The 13,685-nt window shown below is 64.9% G+C and carries 16 protein-coding genes and 1 tRNA gene; all 17 read left to right on the top strand.

The window, feature by feature from the left end; genetic code table 11:
• Positions 1-2 precede the first annotated feature (2 nt).
• The 17 genes from B8V81_RS19925 (at position 3) to aroH (ending at position 13,375) form a co-directional block, all read left to right on the top strand.
• Positions 3-1,520: a sugar ABC transporter ATP-binding protein gene (locus B8V81_RS19925; protein ID WP_101809035.1), complete on the top strand. Its 1,518-nt coding sequence runs from the start codon at positions 3-5 to the stop codon at positions 1,518-1,520.
• Positions 1,517-2,509, top strand: coding sequence for an ABC transporter permease (locus B8V81_RS19930; RefSeq protein ID WP_101809036.1), 993 nt, complete (start codon positions 1,517-1,519; stop codon positions 2,507-2,509). The genes B8V81_RS19925 and B8V81_RS19930 overlap by 4 nt, the downstream gene beginning before the upstream one ends.
• A 157-nt stretch (positions 2,510-2,666) precedes the next feature.
• On the top strand, positions 2,667-2,951 hold the full coding sequence (locus B8V81_RS19935; RefSeq protein WP_373864112.1) for an HU family DNA-binding protein: 285 nt from the start codon (positions 2,667-2,669) through the stop codon (positions 2,949-2,951).
• Positions 2,952-3,049: 98 nt separating this feature from the next.
• Positions 3,050-3,126 (top strand) — tRNA-Pro (locus tag B8V81_RS19940).
• Positions 3,127-3,212: 86 nt separating this feature from the next.
• On the top strand, positions 3,213-3,434 hold the full coding sequence (gene mtrB / locus B8V81_RS19945; RefSeq protein ID WP_028599778.1) for a trp RNA-binding attenuation protein MtrB: 222 nt from the start codon (positions 3,213-3,215) through the stop codon (positions 3,432-3,434).
• A gap of 208 nt (positions 3,435-3,642) precedes the next feature.
• Positions 3,643-4,164, top strand: a complete 522-nt coding sequence (locus tag B8V81_RS19950) for a hypothetical protein (RefSeq protein WP_028599777.1) — start codon at positions 3,643-3,645, stop codon at positions 4,162-4,164.
• A 99-nt stretch (positions 4,165-4,263) separates the two neighbouring features.
• The gene (locus B8V81_RS19955) at positions 4,264-5,127 is read left to right on the top strand and encodes a heptaprenyl diphosphate synthase component 1 (RefSeq protein ID WP_101809038.1); all 864 of its coding nucleotides are present in this window, start codon (positions 4,264-4,266) and stop codon (positions 5,125-5,127) included.
• Positions 5,128-5,135: 8 nt separating this feature from the next.
• Entirely contained in the window at positions 5,136-5,855 is a 720-nt protein-coding gene (locus tag B8V81_RS19960; RefSeq protein ID WP_101809039.1) for a demethylmenaquinone methyltransferase, read from the top strand.
• Entirely contained in the window at positions 5,852-6,730 is an 879-nt protein-coding gene (locus B8V81_RS19965) for a UbiA-like polyprenyltransferase (RefSeq protein ID WP_101809040.1), read from the top strand. The genes B8V81_RS19960 and B8V81_RS19965 overlap by 4 nt, the downstream gene beginning before the upstream one ends.
• A complete protein-coding gene (locus tag B8V81_RS19970; RefSeq protein WP_101809041.1) occupies positions 6,727-7,356 on the top strand; it encodes a UbiX family flavin prenyltransferase in 630 nt (209 codons plus the stop codon). Before B8V81_RS19965 ends, B8V81_RS19970 begins: the two co-directional genes overlap by 4 nt.
• Positions 7,349-8,197 carry a menaquinone biosynthesis protein gene (locus B8V81_RS19975; protein ID WP_228551438.1) on the top strand — a complete coding sequence of 283 codons (849 nt, stop codon included), beginning with the start codon at positions 7,349-7,351 and terminating at the stop codon, positions 8,195-8,197. The genes B8V81_RS19970 and B8V81_RS19975 overlap by 8 nt, the downstream gene beginning before the upstream one ends.
• 4 nt (positions 8,198-8,201) lie before the next feature.
• The gene (locus B8V81_RS19980) at positions 8,202-9,176 is read left to right on the top strand and encodes a polyprenyl synthetase family protein (RefSeq protein ID WP_028599772.1); all 975 of its coding nucleotides are present in this window, start codon (positions 8,202-8,204) and stop codon (positions 9,174-9,176) included.
• A gap of 58 nt (positions 9,177-9,234) precedes the next feature.
• A complete protein-coding gene (gene ndk / locus B8V81_RS19985; protein ID WP_028599771.1) occupies positions 9,235-9,678 on the top strand; it encodes a nucleoside-diphosphate kinase in 444 nt (147 codons plus the stop codon).
• The gene (locus tag B8V81_RS19990) at positions 9,650-10,471 is read left to right on the top strand and encodes a CheR family methyltransferase (RefSeq protein WP_101809043.1); all 822 of its coding nucleotides are present in this window, start codon (positions 9,650-9,652) and stop codon (positions 10,469-10,471) included. Before ndk ends, B8V81_RS19990 begins: the two co-directional genes overlap by 29 nt.
• A 258-nt stretch (positions 10,472-10,729) precedes the next feature.
• Positions 10,730-11,899 carry a chorismate synthase gene (gene aroC, locus B8V81_RS19995; RefSeq protein ID WP_028599770.1) on the top strand — a complete coding sequence of 390 codons (1,170 nt, stop codon included), beginning with the start codon at positions 10,730-10,732 and terminating at the stop codon, positions 11,897-11,899.
• Between the two features lies 1 nt (position 11,900).
• Positions 11,901-13,004: a 3-dehydroquinate synthase gene (aroB, locus tag B8V81_RS20000; protein WP_101809044.1), complete on the top strand. Its 1,104-nt coding sequence runs from the start codon at positions 11,901-11,903 to the stop codon at positions 13,002-13,004.
• Positions 13,001-13,375 (top strand): chorismate mutase, encoded by a 375-nt coding sequence (gene aroH / locus B8V81_RS20005; protein WP_028599768.1) that lies wholly within the window; start codon positions 13,001-13,003, stop codon positions 13,373-13,375. The genes aroB and aroH overlap by 4 nt, the downstream gene beginning before the upstream one ends.
• Positions 13,376-13,685: the final 310 nt, after the last annotated feature.

The following is a 13,685-nucleotide window of genomic DNA, read 5'->3' on the forward strand; positions in this document are numbered from 1 at the left end:
AAATGGACAATCGGCCTTCACGGCTGAGGCTGTCGGGCATCGCCAAGTCGTTCTCCGGCGTGCCGGCGCTGCACGGCGTCGATCTTGAGCTGGCCGGCGGCGAAATCCACGCGCTGCTCGGAGCGAACGGCGCCGGCAAGAGCACGCTCATCAAGATCCTTTCCGGAGCCTATGCGTCGGACCGTGGCGTCATCGAGCTGGACGGCGCCGCCGTCCGCATCGACAGTCCCAAAGCGGCCAAGGAGCTCGGCATCCACTGCGTCTACCAGGAGGTGGACACCGCGCTTGTGCCGGGACTGAGCGTCGCGGAGAACATCATGCTGGACCGGCATTCGGCCGCCGGAGCCGGCTTTTGGGTCGACTGGAAATCGCTCCATCTGGAGGCGGCCGAGACGCTTCGCCGCCTTGGGGCGGACATTCCGCTGCACAAGCGCGCGGGCGAGCTGACGCTCGCTGAGAAGCAGCTCGTGCTGATCGCCCGGCTGCTGACGGAGCAGGCGCGCTTCGTCGTGCTCGACGAGCCGACGGCGCCGCTCAGCCTGGAGGAGGCCGAGCGGCTGTTCCGCGTCATGGAGGCGCTGCGGGCGGAAGGCATCGGCATCGTCTTCATCACGCATCGGCTGCCGGAGGTGTTCCGCTTGTGCAGCCGCGTGACGGTCATGCGCGACGGGCGCCGCATCTGGACCAAGCCGGCAGCGGAGACGAACGCGGACGATGTCGCGCTCGCCATGCTCGGCCGCCGCTTCGAGGACGAATATCCGAAGCTGGATGCCGACATCGGGGAGATGCTGCTGGAGGTGAGCGGACTGCGCAGCGGCAGCCGCGTCAAAGGCGTCGACCTGAACGTGCGCAGCGGCGAGATTACGGCCGTCGTCGGCCTTGTCGGCGCCGGCAAGACGGAGCTGTCGCGCGCGATTTTCGGAGCGGACGCCTCCAGCGGCGGCGAGGTGCGCGTCGCGGGCAAGCCGGTGCGGACGGCGCAGCCGGCCGATGCGGTGCGCGGCGGCATCGCGCTCGTGCCGGAGGAGCGCCGGCGCCAGGGCATCATAGCCAGCGACACCGTGCTGCGCAACCTGACGCTGCCGACGCTCGGCAAGCTGCTGCGCGGCGGATTGCTGTCGCGCCGGCGGGAGCAGCGAAGCGCGGACGGCCTGATCGCCCGGCTCGGCATCAAGACGTCCGGCTACGGCCAGTCCGTCTCCACGCTCAGCGGAGGCAACCAGCAGAAGGTCAGCATCGGCAAATGGATTCCGACCGACGCCTCGGTCTATCTGTTCGACGAGCCGACAAAAGGCGTCGATATCGGCGCCAAACGGGATATTTTCCAGGTCATCGGGACGCTCGCCCAGCAAGGCAAGGCGGTGCTGTACCTGACCTGCGAATTCCAGGAGGCGATCGGCATCGCCGACCGCATCCTGGTCATGTACGACGGCGCCATCGTGCGCGAATTCGGGCGCGGAGAAGCCTCGCAGGAGGAGCTTCTCATCCACGCCAGCGGAGGAAGGGGAGGGACCTCATGAGAGCCAATGCCAAGCTGACCGATTTCATCTTCAAATACGGCTCGTTGATCGTCATCGGGCTGGTCATCCTGTTCTTCTCGCTCTGGGACGAGCATTTCTTCACCTACGACAATCTGGCCTCGATCCTGAGGTCCATCTCGATCACGGCGTTCGTCGCCATCGGCGTCACCTTCTCGCTGTCGGTCGACGGCTTCGACCTGTCGGTCGGCTCGACCGTCTCGATGGTCATCGCGTTCTCGACCGCGCTCATGGTCTGGTACGAAATGCCGCTCGCGGTCGTCATCATCGGCTCGCTGGCGATCGGCGCGGCCGTCGGTCTCGTCAACTCGCTGCTGATCGTGCTCATCCGCATCCCCGATCTGCTGGCGACGCTCGCGATCATGTATGTCGTATCGGGCCTGCAGCAGATCTTCACCAAAGGAAACTCGATCTACAGCAACATGATCATGCCGGACGGCTCCTCCGCTCCGGGCACGATTTCCCCGGCCTTCCTCTGGCTCGGACAGGGCGAGCTGCTCGGCGTGCCGGTGCCGGTCGCGCTCATGATCGTCGCGTTCGTGCTGGTGTTCGTGTTCTTCACCTATACGCGCATGGGGCGCCAGATGGAGATGACCGGAGGCAATGAGGAGGCGGCTCGCCTCTCGGGCGTGCGCGTCCGCCGCATCCGCACGACGGCGTACGTTCTGTCCGGCCTGTTCGCGGCAGTCGGCGGCCTGCTGTTCGCCGCGCGCACGGGCAGCGGGCAGTCCGGCGCCGGCGCTCCGATCCTGATGGAGGCGGTCGCGGCCGTGTTCGTCGGCTACTCGGTGCTCGGCGCGGGACGGCCCAACATCATCGGCACCTTTTTCGGAGCGGTGCTCATCGGCGTGCTGCTCAACGGGCTGACGATGATGAACGTGCCTTACTATTCCAACGACTTCATCAAAGGCGGAGTGCTCGTGCTCGCGCTTGCCATCACGTTCATCCACCTGAACCGCCGCAAGGCGTGAATGCCGCGCCGCAGCAGGGCGGAGAGGGCTTTCGTACCGCCCAAAAATACCCTTGTATTCCGCTTGCGGCTGTATTAGTATAAGTTTGTTCCGCCTGAGCAGGTATATTTTTGCAGGAAAAGGCAAAACCATGTGATAAGGTGAGAAACTACAGGAGGTGAGATCATTGAACAAGACCGATCTGATCAACAAAGTATCCGAGGTCGCGGAGCTTTCCAAGAAGGATGCGACGAAAGCGGTCGACGCCGTGTTCGAAGCCATCTCCGATGCCCTTCAATCGGGCGACAAGGTGCAGCTCGTCGGCTTCGGCAACTTCGAGGTGCGCGAACGCCAAGCCCGCAAGGGACGGAATCCGCAAACGGGCGAGGAGATCGACATTCCCGCCAGCAAGACGCCGGCGTTCAAGCCTGGCAAATCGCTCAAGGATCTGGTTTCCAACTGAACCGCTCCGCCGTCCGAATGACCGCATTCGGACGTTTTTTGTTATTGACAACCTCTCCGCCCTTCAGGTAGACTCTTCCTTGTCACGGCTTGTGACATCGGGGTATGGCGCAGCCCGGTAGCGCGCACCCTTGGGGTGGGTGAGGTCGCAGGTTCAAATCCTGTTACTCCGACCATACATAACGAGCAGCTGCTTTCCTGACGCCGATCGGGAGAGCAGTTTTTTCTAGAGGGCATCCCCCTGCGGAAAGGAGCATGCATGATGGATCAGCTGCATGGAGAATACATCGTCATCAAAGCGAAGGATCAAGGCGTGCAGGTCATCGGACTTACGCGCGGCACGGATACGCGCTTTCATCATACGGAGAAGCTCGACAAGGGCGAGGTGCTGCTGGCGCAGTTCACCGACCACACCTCCGCCATCAAGATCCGGGGACGGGCGACGATCATGACCCGCTACGGCACGGTGGACTCGGGGGATTAGCTGCAGGCGTAAGCCTGGCATCAGGCTGCAGGTTAGCCTGGCATCAGGCTGCAGGCGTAAGTTCGGCAGCAAGCTGCAGGCGCGAGCCTGCTTTTTCTTTTGTCCGCCCCGCGGATCGATCATGAAACGGCTGTCCCTCCCGTATACTGGCTAGAAGAGAGGCGGACAGCCTGCCGTCCGGCAGGCCGCCGGGAGGGAGGCGCGGACGATGAGAGCGGGAGGATGGATGCGGATGGCCGCGGCCGCGGCCGCGGCGGGAGGAGCGATGCTGCTGCTCGCGCTGCTGCCGATCGGCCCCGGGCGATCGGGGGAGCCCGACCGGCCGGCGTTCCGGACGGAGCTGCCGGCGGCGCTCGGCCAGTCCAATCTGGTCGACAGCCTGCAGTCGCTGGGGCTCGGAAGCCGGCTCGAGCGAGTCGAATGGAGCGGCAGCGTGCTTCGCGTCGACCTGCGGGCGGAGCAGGGGGAGCTCGGCGACATCCGCTGGCGGGACGATCTGCGCGGGCTTGCCGAGCTCTGCTTCGTCCGCAGCTCCAATGTGACGAGGCTGCTGGCGCGGCTGCAGTCGGAGCGCGGCGGCCTTTCCGCGGCGGCCGACCTGCGCCGCACGGACGCCTGGATCGGCGAGCGGGAGCTGGCCGACTGGAGCGGAATCTCGCTGCGCGGCGACCGTTTGTGGCAATCGCGCCTCCGGCTCGTCTATTTCGACGCCGACCGCCCCGCTCGCTGAGCGGAGGCGGCCGTTTGTACGGCTCCCTGTCATTTGTGGTATACTAATTTAGATTATGGAACGGCCCAAGATTCGCCGTCAGGTTCGGAGGCTTCCCTCATGACAGATTACCGAATACCCGATTTAGCCGGCAAGTACACGAAGCATGACATGATCGAGCGCTTCGCCGATCTGCCTCCGTTTCCCGATGCGCGGGCCCGGCTGCTCAGCTGCTTCCTGAAGCATGGAGCGGACGGAGAGCCGCAGGAGCTGCATGCGCTCGCATCCTCGCTCGTGCAGCTCGGTCTCGACACCCATGACCGGGTCGACACGGAATCCGGCGACCGCGGCATGCGCCAGATGCGCCAGCGGCAGCTGCGCGTCCTTGCCGGAGATTATTTCAGCAGCCGGTTCTACCAGCTGCTTGCCGGCGCCGGGCGGATCGAGACGATCCGCAGGCTGAGCGAGGCGATCTGCGAGTCCAACCGCCTCAAGACCGAGCTTTACCTGCTCATGAAGCGGGGAAGGATCCGGGCGGAGGAATACGTGGAGCGCCAATCCCGCATCCGCGGCGTGCTGCTCCACAGCTATTCGTCCTTGCTGGACGAGCGGCTCCGCCCGGCATGGGCGAGGCTCGTGGACGCGCTCGCGCAGCTGGAGACGCTCCTGGAGGAGAAGCGGGCGCTCGCAGGCGCTGCCGCGTTCGCGTGCAGCTGGGGCTGGTGGCATGTGCTGGAGCACGGCGAGCAGCGCGACCGCCGGCTGCTGGAGCAGGCGGGCGAGGGCGACCCGGGCATATGGATTGAAAAATACGGCCTGACCGCCTTATTGGCGGACAAGCTCGGCGAGAGCGCGGCCCGGTTCGGGCGGCTCGCGTCCGACATCGTTCCGGCGGCGCTAGCCGAGGAGGCGGCAGCCATCGTCCATGCGCTGCTCGCTCCGGCTGCCGCAGCCGCGGCCGGAACGGCAGGCGAGTCGAGGTGACAACGCAGATGAACTCAAGCTCCAAGGAATCCCATGTCCATTCGGTGTTCCAGAAGATCGCGCCGAAGTACGACATGATGAACGATCTGCTCAGCTTCCGCCAGCATAAGGCTTGGCGGAAATTCACGATGCGCAAGATGGCGGTCCGACCCGGCGATACGGCGATCGACCTGTGCTGCGGCACCTGCGACTGGACGCTGTCCATCGCCAAGGCGAGCGGCACCGGCCGGGTCGTCGGGCTGGACTTCAGCCCGGCGATGCTCGAGGTCGGCCAGCGCAAGGTCGACCAGGAGCGCCTCGGCGGCCAGATCACGCTCGTGCAGGGCAACGCGATGCAGCTCCCATACCCGGACGACAGCTTCGACTTCGCCACGATCGGCTTCGGCCTGCGCAACGTGCCGGATCTGGAGCAGGTGCTGCGGGAGATGAAGCGCGTCGTCAAGCCGGGCGGCAAGGTCGTCTGCCTCGAGCTGTCCAAGCCGACCTGGCAGCCGTTCAAAGGCCTCTACTATTTCTACTTCGAGCATCTTCTGCCCTGTGTCGGCAAGCTGGTGGCCAAGTCGTACGAGCAGTACAAATGGCTGCCGGAATCGCTTCAGTCGTTCCCGGGCCGACAGGAGCTGGCGGACATCTTCCGCCGGACCGGCTTGGAATCGGTCAGCGCCGATCCGCTTACGGGCGGCATCGCGGCGCTTCATATCGGGACGAAGGGGACGGACGGAAGATGATTCGCAAAGTACGCATTTTTTTGGAAATGATCAAGTTCGAGCATACGATCTTCGCCTTGCCTTTCGCCTATATCGGCATGCTGCTCGGCTCCGTCACGATGGAAGGACGCCTGCCGGGCTGGGCCGAGGCGGGCTGGATCACGCTGGCGATGTTCGGAGCGCGCAGCGCGGCCATGGGACTCAACCGCCTGATCGACAAGGCGATCGACCTCAAAAATCCGCGGACCGAAAAAAGGGCACTGCCAGCCGGGCTGCTGAAGACCGGCGAGGTTGTGCTTTTCGTCGTGCTTTCGTTCGTCCTGTTCTTCTGGGCGGCGTCCCGGCTCGATCCGATCTGCGTGAAGCTGATGCCGATCGCCGTATTCTTCCTCGTCATCTATTCGTACGCCAAGCGCTTCACGTGGCTGTGCCACATCATCCTTGGCCTGACGATCGGCCTCGCGCCGCTCGGCGGCTGGGTCGCCGTCACCGGCTCGTTCGAGCCGGCGGCATGGGTATTCTACATCGGCATCGTCTTTTGGCTCGCCGGCTTCGATACGATCTACGCGCTGCAGGACATCGACTTCGACCGCAAGGAAAAGGTCTATTCCATCCCGGCGCGCTTCGGCGTCGTCCGCTCGCTGCAACTGGCCAAGGCGTTCCATCTCGTCACGGCCGCCTGCTTCGTCGCGCTGTTCTTCATGACGGACCTGAGCTGGATCTATCTGGCCGGCGTCGCCCTGTCGATCGGCATCCTGTTCTACGAGCATCTCATCCTCGGGCCCAGCGACATGAGCCGGCTGCAGACCGCCTTCTTCACGATGAACGGCTGGCTCAGCATCACGATGCTCGCCTTCACGCTGCTTGACCTGATCGTGCTGAGGGCTTGGGCATGAGCGCTGTGGCGGGGGCCCGCCCTACGCGCTGGGCAGTCGGCATCACCGGAGCGAGCGGAGCGATCTACGGCGTCCGCCTGATCGAGGAGCTGCTGAAGGCCGGCTGCGAGGTCGGCCTCGTCATCAGCGACGCCGGCTGGCGGGTGCTCAAGGAGGAGCTCGGCTGGGACGCCGCGCGGCGGCAGGACTCGATCCGCCGCGCGTTCGGCGAGGCGGCCGACGACGGCCGGCTGCGGCTGTATCCGAGCGGCGACATCGGCGCGAACATCGCCAGCGGCTCGTACCGCATGCAGGGCATGGTCATCGTGCCGTGCTCGATGGGAACGCTGTCGGCCGTCGCGCACGGCTCGTCGGACAATCTGATGACCCGCGCGGCGGACGTGATGCTCAAGGAGGGGAGACGGCTGCTGCTCGTTCCCCGCGAGACGCCGCTGCATGCGATCCATCTGGAGAACATGCTCAAGCTGTCGCGCCTCGGCGTCTCGATCGTGCCGGCGATGCCGGCTTTTTACTACGGGCCTCGCTCGATGGAGGACCTGATCGATTTTCTGGTAGGCAAGCTGCTGGATCTGATGGGGTTCGAGCATGACTTGTTCCGCCGCTGGGGAGATGATGGGCGTGCCTGACAGCAGACCGATCGATGTCGGCAGAATCGACTACACGAATACTTGGCCGCTGTTCCATTACGTGCCCGACGAGACCGAGGACTACCGCATCGTGCGCCGCGTTCCGTCGGGACTGAACCGCATGCTGCAGGAGGGGAAGCTCGCCGTATCGGCCGTCTCCTCGTTTATTTACGGCATGGATCCGCAAAGCTACGCGCTGCTGCCGGGGCTGTCCGTCGGGACGGTAGGGCGCGTGCGCTCGCTCCTGCTGTTCCTCAAAAAGCCGCTGCGCGAAGCGCTGAGAGGGAAGATCGCGCTGACCGACACGTCGGCGACGACGATCAACCTGCTCAAGATCATCCTCGCGCTCCGGTACGACGGGAATCCCGAGTACACGGTCATGCAGCCGGATCTCGAAGCGATGCTCGAGGAAAACGACGCGGCGCTGCTCATCGGAGACAGCGCCATCCGCGCCAGCTGGACCGATCATGGGCTGGAGGTCATGGACCTCGGCCAGGAGTGGCATGAGTGGACGGGCCTCGGCATGACCTATGCCGTCGTAGCTGCCCGGCGGGACGCGCTCGCCTCCCGTCCGGAAGAAGTGCTCCATCTGCATCGCGACCTGCTCGACAGCCGTCGCCGGAGCGTCGCCGATCCCGAGCCGCTCGTCCAGCGGGCGGCCGCGCTGATCGGCGGCTCCCCCGCCTATTGGCGGGAATACTTCAGCGCGATCCGCTACGACTTCGGTCCGGAGCTGCGCGAGGGCCTGGAGCTGTATTACCGCTACGCGCATCAGCTCGGACTTATCGGCGAGCCGGCGTCGCTCGCATTCATCGATCCGCAATTATCGACAGGCAGGTGAACGAATGAAACTGCTAGACCTGTATGCCAAAATGAAAGGCGAGCTGAGCGGCATCGAGCGCCAGCTCGAAGCGGCCGTGGCCGACGACGACAGCCTGCTCGGCGAGTCGTCCCTGCATCTGCTGCAGGCGGGCGGCAAGCGCATCCGCCCGGTGTTCGTCCTGCTCGCCGGACGCTTCGGCGAATACCGGCTGGAGGAGCTGCAGCGCGTGGCCGTCTCGCTGGAGCTGATCCACAGCGCGAGCCTCGTCCATGACGACGTCATCGACAACGCCCGCACCCGGAGAGGCCAGCCGACGGTCGGCGCGAAGTGGGACAACCGCATCGCCATGTACACCGGAGACTTCATCTACGCCAAGGCTCTCGGGTTGATGACGCAGGCCCGCGAGCCGGAGCTGCATCGCATCCTGGCGCGGGCGATGGTGCAGATGTGCATCGGCGAGATGGAGCAGGTGCGCGACTTCTTCCATACCGAGCAGTCAGTGCGCAACTATCTGAGGCGGATCCGCCGCAAGACCGCCCTGCTCATCGCCATCAGCTGCGAGATGGGCGCGGTCGCGGCGGGAGCGGACCGCAGGACGAGCAGCCTGCTCTACCGGTTCGGCTACAATACCGGCATGGCGTTCCAGATTCGCGACGACCTGCTCGACCTGCTCGGCACCGAGAAGCAGATCGGCAAGCCGCCGGGCTCGGACATCCGCCAAGGGAACATCACGCTGCCGGTGCTGCTGGCCCTCCAGGAGGAGGAGCGCAGGACGCCGCTGCTGCAGGAGATCCGGTCGATCCGCGAAAGCGACGGGCGCGCCGACACGCATGCGGCGATCCAGCTCATCCGCGGCAGCCGCGGCGTCGCGACGGCGGAGCGGATGGCGGAGACATTTACGGCAAAAGCTTTGTCCGCGCTGGCAGGACTTCCGGATCTTCCGGCGAAGAAGAATTTGATCGACATCGCCCATTTCATCAACAAACGCAGCTATTGACGCCTCGCCGCCCGCGGCAAGGAAGGTCGGCAGCCGCATCGATCCAGGAGGGAAGCGCATGGAAAGAACGCTGATCATGGTCAAGCCGGATGGCGTGCAGAGAGGGCTGATCGGCGAGATCATGTCCCGCTTCGAAAAAAAAGGGCTGCAGCTCGCGGCCGCGAAATTCATGATGGTGAGCCAGGAGCTCGCGGAAACCCACTACGGCGAGCATAAGGGCAAGCCTTTTTACGACAAGCTGATCGTGTTCATCACCGCGGGTCCCGTATTCGCGATGGTGTGGGAAGCGGACAACGCGATCGCCCTGACGCGCGCGATGATCGGCAAGACCGACGCCGTCGAGGCGGCGCCCGGCACGATCCGCTCGGACTTTGCCATACATACGAACCTCAACCTCGTGCACGGTTCCGATTCCGCCGAAAATGCCGAGAGGGAGATCGCACTTTGGTTCGCACCGGAGGAGATCGTAAGCTATGACCGGACTATCGCCCGCTGGATCTGATCCCGCTGCGGCGGGGGCGGATCCCGATTTCCTCCGCTTCGTCGAGCAGATTCGCGCCCATACCCGCATCGACCTGTCGCAATACAAGGAGAACCAGATGAAGCGCAGGCTGACGACGCTGCGCCTCCGCCACGGCTTCTCCACCTTCGACGCCTACTGGCAGGCGCTCAGCCGCTCGCCCGAGCTGATGGACGAATTCCTCGACCGGATGACGATCAACGTCTCCGAATTCTGGCGCAACCCGGGCCGCTGGGAAGTGCTGGGCAGCCGCTTCCTGCCGGAGCTGCTGCGGGACAACCCGCGCCTGCGCTGCTGGAGCGCCGCCTGCTCGACCGGGGAGGAGCCCTATACGCTCTCGATCCTGCTGGAGGAGCTCGGCGCCTCCGCCCGCTCCGAGATTACGGCGACCGATCTCGATCGAGGCGTGCTCGCCAAGGCGGAGGCGGGCGAGTACCATTCCCGTTCCGTCAAGGACGTGCCGAAGCCGCTGTTGGACAAGCATTTCAAGGCGATTCCCGGCGGCTTCGCGGTGCGTCCGGAGCTGCGCCGCATCATCCGCTTCCGCCAGCACAATCTGCTGGACGACCGCTTCGACGGGCCTTATGATCTCATCATCTGCCGCAACGTCATGATTTATTTCACCGAGGAGGCTAAGACGCTCCTCTACCGCAAGTTCGCCGAAGCGCTTCGTCCGGGCGGCATCCTGTTCGTCGGCAGCACGGAGCAGATCTTCTCTCCGGGCGACTACGGGCTGGAGTCGGCGGAAACGTTCTTCTATCGGCGCAAAGCCTGAGCGCCCGCAAGCCCGGCCCCTCCAACGGCCGGGCTTGCTTTCTTGTCAAACGGACGCGCCATATACTATAATGGGCAAAGAAACCGGGACGGACGGCCTTGAGCCGAGCAGGGCCGGGCGCCGACCGGCGAGGGATGCATCCCCCGCCGGAGCGGTGCCGGTCCTCCTTTCCGCAGCATGGCGCTTGAGTTCTTAAAAGCGTCGCTGTGGTAAAGCGATCGGATAAACCGGGCCTGAATACGAGGGGGAAGATCTGGCATGAGTTTACGTTATTTGACAGCGGGAGAGACGCACGGCCCCCAGCTGACGGCCCTTATCGAGGGGCTTCCGAGCAACCTGCAGCTTGACTTCGAGGAGCTGAACTTCCAGCTGCATCGCCGCCAGAAGGGCTATGGCCGCGGACGCCGCATGCAGATCGAGAAGGATACGGCGCAGATCGTCGGCGGCGTGCGCCACGGGCGGACGACAGGGGCTCCGGTCGCGATCGTGGTCGCCAACAACGACTGGAAGCATTGGACCTCGGTCATGAACATCGAGCCGATCGAGGGCGGAGACGAGGCCAAGCGGCGCGTGCATCGTCCTCGGCCCGGCCACGCCGACCTCAACGGCGGGCTCAAGTACGACCTCAAGGATCTGCGCAACGTGCTGGAGCGCTCCAGCGCCCGCGAGACGGCGGCGCGCGTCGCCGTAGGCGCGATGGCCCGGCAGCTGCTGGCCGCCTTCGGCATCAAGGTCGCCGGCCAGGTCATCCGCATCGGAGACATCGAGGCTCCGCCCAACCAGCTGCCGGCCGACGAGCTCGCGCGTCTGACCGAGGAGTCCTCGGTCCGCGTCGTGGACAAAGAGACCGAAGCCAGGATGGAGGCGTACATCGACCAGATCAAGGCGGACGGAGACTCCATCGGCGGCATCGTCGAATGCGTCGTCGAAGGCGTTCCGGTCGGCCTCGGCTCCCATGTGCAGTGGGACCGCAAGCTCGATTCCCGCATCGCCGGAGCCGTCGTCAGCATCAACGCCTTCAAGGGCTGCGAGATCGGCATCGGCTTCGAGGCGGGCATCCTGCGCGGCTCCCAGGTGCATGATCCGATCTTATACAGCGAGGAGCGGGGCTACCACCGCGCCTCCAACAACGCCGGCGGCTTCGAAGGCGGGATGACGACCGGCGAGCCGATCGTCGTGCGCGGCGTCATGAAGCCGATTCCGACGCTGTACAAGCCGCTTGCGAGCGTCGACATCGACACGCGCGAGCCGTTCACGGCGCAGGTCGAGCGCTCCGACAGCTGCGCCGTTCCGGCGGCCAGCGTCGTGATGGAGCATGTCGTCGCCTGGGAAGTGGCGAAGGCGTTCCTGGAGAAGTTCGGCGGGGACTCGATGGAGGAGATCCGCCGCAACTACGACGGCTACCTCGAGCAAGTCAGAGGCTACTGACATGCGCGAGCTCAGAGTGGATCTCGGCGAGCGGTCCTATCCGATCCGGATCGGGGAGGGCCTGCTCGGCCAGGCGGGGCAGGAGCTGCTTGAAGCCGGCCTGAGCGTCAAGTCTCCGCTGCTCGTCGTCAGCGACGATTCGGTCGCTCCCCTGTATTTGGAGCCGCTGCTGGAGCAGCTGCGGTCGGCCGGCTTCCGCGCCGCTTCCTGCGTCGTGCCGGCCGGCGAGTCGTCCAAGTCGCTCGCCCGCTTCGAGGAGATCATGACGAGGGCGCTCGAGGAAGGGCTTGACCGCAAGTCCGCGATCGTCGCGCTCGGCGGCGGCGTCGTCGGCGACCTGGCCGGTTATGCGGCCGCATCCTACATGCGCGGCATCCGGTTCGTGCAGATGCCGACGACGATCCTTGCCCATGACAGCAGCGTCGGCGGCAAGGTGGCGGTGAACCATCCGATGGCCAAAAACATCATCGGCGCATTTCACCAGCCGGCGCTCGTGCTGTACGATCTCGACACGCTGAAGACGCTGCCGCGGCGCGAGGTGAGCGCGGGGCTGGCGGAGGTCGTCAAGCACGGCCTCATTCGCGACGCCGCTTTTGTCGACTGGTGCGTCCGGCACGCCGATCGGCTGCTCTCGCTCGATCCGGAAGCGCTCGGCTACGCGCTGTTCAAAGGCTGCGAGGTCAAGGCGGCCGTCGTGTCGGCGGACGAGACGGAGCAGGACCTGCGCGCGATCCTCAATCTCGGCCATACGATCGGCCATGCGCTCGAGGCGGTGGCCGGCTACGGAGAGCTTCTTCACGGAGAAGCGATATCGATCGGCATGATCGGCTCGGCGCTGCTCGGCGTGCAGCTCGGCGCGCCGCAAGAGGTGTATCTCCGTACCCGCGAGGCGCTCGGCAAGGCCGGTCTGCCCGTCTCGCTGCCGGAGCATTTCGATACGGACCGGATCATGGAAGCGATGATGCATGACAAGAAATTCGGCGAAGGCAAAATGGTGTTCGTCGTGCCGACCGCGATCGGAGAAGTCGAGATTCGCAGCGACATCCGCGAGCAGTGGGTCCGGGACATCGTCGAGCGGCTGAAACGGGAGGCAAGCTGGCCATGAGCGTGAGGGGAATTCGCGGCGCCATCACGGTAGACCGCAACGAGGAGCAGGACATCCTGGAGGCGACATCGGAGATGCTGCAGGCGATCGTCGCGGAGAACCGGGTCGACCCGGAAGAAATCTGCAGCGTGCTCATCACGGTGACGACGGATCTGGACGCGGCGTTTCCGGCTCGGGCGATCCGCGGCCTCGAGGGCTGGGACCTCGTGCCGCTCATGTGCGCCGTCGAGGTGCCGGTCAAGGGCAGCCTGGAGCGCTGCATCCGGCTGATGGTCACCGTCAACACGGAGCTGACGCAAAAAGAGATCAAGCATGTCTACCTGCGCGGCGCCGGCGTGCTCCGTCCGGATCTGAGCGGCGCCAAGGGTTGACGGCTCGGTAGGTCCCCTGTATAGTGGGGATAATGATTTTCGCGATCGCCTGTAGAGGGCGGAGCAGGCAGTCCCCGATCATGTCCGGCGGTTAGAGGGCTTGGAGTGGCGGGGAGCCTGAGAGAGACGAGTCGAGATGAGCTTAGCTGAGATGGAGGAGCCTGCGTCGCGCAGACGATCCTGCTTCGCATCGCCTTTGCGGCGTTGACGGAGGGATTGCTTGCATGGCATGCAGCGGCTGCTCTTCGAGCCTATTCTTTTCATCGCTCTTATCCAGCTCCCGCCTATGGCGGGAGCTTTTTGCATGAAG

This window comes from Paenibacillus pasadenensis (assembly GCF_002864175.1).
Lineage (GTDB): Bacteria > Bacillota > Bacilli > Paenibacillales > Paenibacillaceae > Paenibacillus_O > Paenibacillus_O pasadenensis.

Excerpts from the sequence above, each read along its gene's own strand:
- B8V81_RS19925 (WP_101809035.1), top strand. The coding sequence starts at position 3 with ATGGACAATCGGCCTTCACGGCTGAGGCTGTCGGGCATCGCCAAGTCG.
- B8V81_RS19930 (WP_101809036.1), top strand. The coding sequence starts at position 1,517 with ATGAGAGCCAATGCCAAGCTGACCGATTTCATCTTCAAATACGGCTCG.
- mtrB (WP_028599778.1), top strand. The coding sequence starts at position 3,213 with ATGGATCAGCTGCATGGAGAATACATCGTCATCAAAGCGAAGGATCAA.
- B8V81_RS19950 (WP_028599777.1), top strand. The coding sequence starts at position 3,643 with ATGAGAGCGGGAGGATGGATGCGGATGGCCGCGGCCGCGGCCGCGGCG.
- B8V81_RS19955 (WP_101809038.1), top strand. The coding sequence starts at position 4,264 with ATGACAGATTACCGAATACCCGATTTAGCCGGCAAGTACACGAAGCAT.
- B8V81_RS19960 (WP_101809039.1), top strand. The coding sequence starts at position 5,136 with ATGAACTCAAGCTCCAAGGAATCCCATGTCCATTCGGTGTTCCAGAAG.
- B8V81_RS19965 (WP_101809040.1), top strand. The coding sequence starts at position 5,852 with ATGATTCGCAAAGTACGCATTTTTTTGGAAATGATCAAGTTCGAGCAT.
- B8V81_RS19970 (WP_101809041.1), top strand. The coding sequence starts at position 6,727 with ATGAGCGCTGTGGCGGGGGCCCGCCCTACGCGCTGGGCAGTCGGCATC.
- B8V81_RS19980 (WP_028599772.1), top strand. The coding sequence starts at position 8,202 with ATGAAACTGCTAGACCTGTATGCCAAAATGAAAGGCGAGCTGAGCGGC.
- ndk (WP_028599771.1), top strand. The coding sequence starts at position 9,235 with ATGGAAAGAACGCTGATCATGGTCAAGCCGGATGGCGTGCAGAGAGGG.
- B8V81_RS19990 (WP_101809043.1), top strand. The coding sequence starts at position 9,650 with ATGACCGGACTATCGCCCGCTGGATCTGATCCCGCTGCGGCGGGGGCG.
- aroC (WP_028599770.1), top strand. The coding sequence starts at position 10,730 with ATGAGTTTACGTTATTTGACAGCGGGAGAGACGCACGGCCCCCAGCTG.
- aroB (WP_101809044.1), top strand. The coding sequence starts at position 11,901 with ATGCGCGAGCTCAGAGTGGATCTCGGCGAGCGGTCCTATCCGATCCGG.
- aroH (WP_028599768.1), top strand. The coding sequence starts at position 13,001 with ATGAGCGTGAGGGGAATTCGCGGCGCCATCACGGTAGACCGCAACGAG.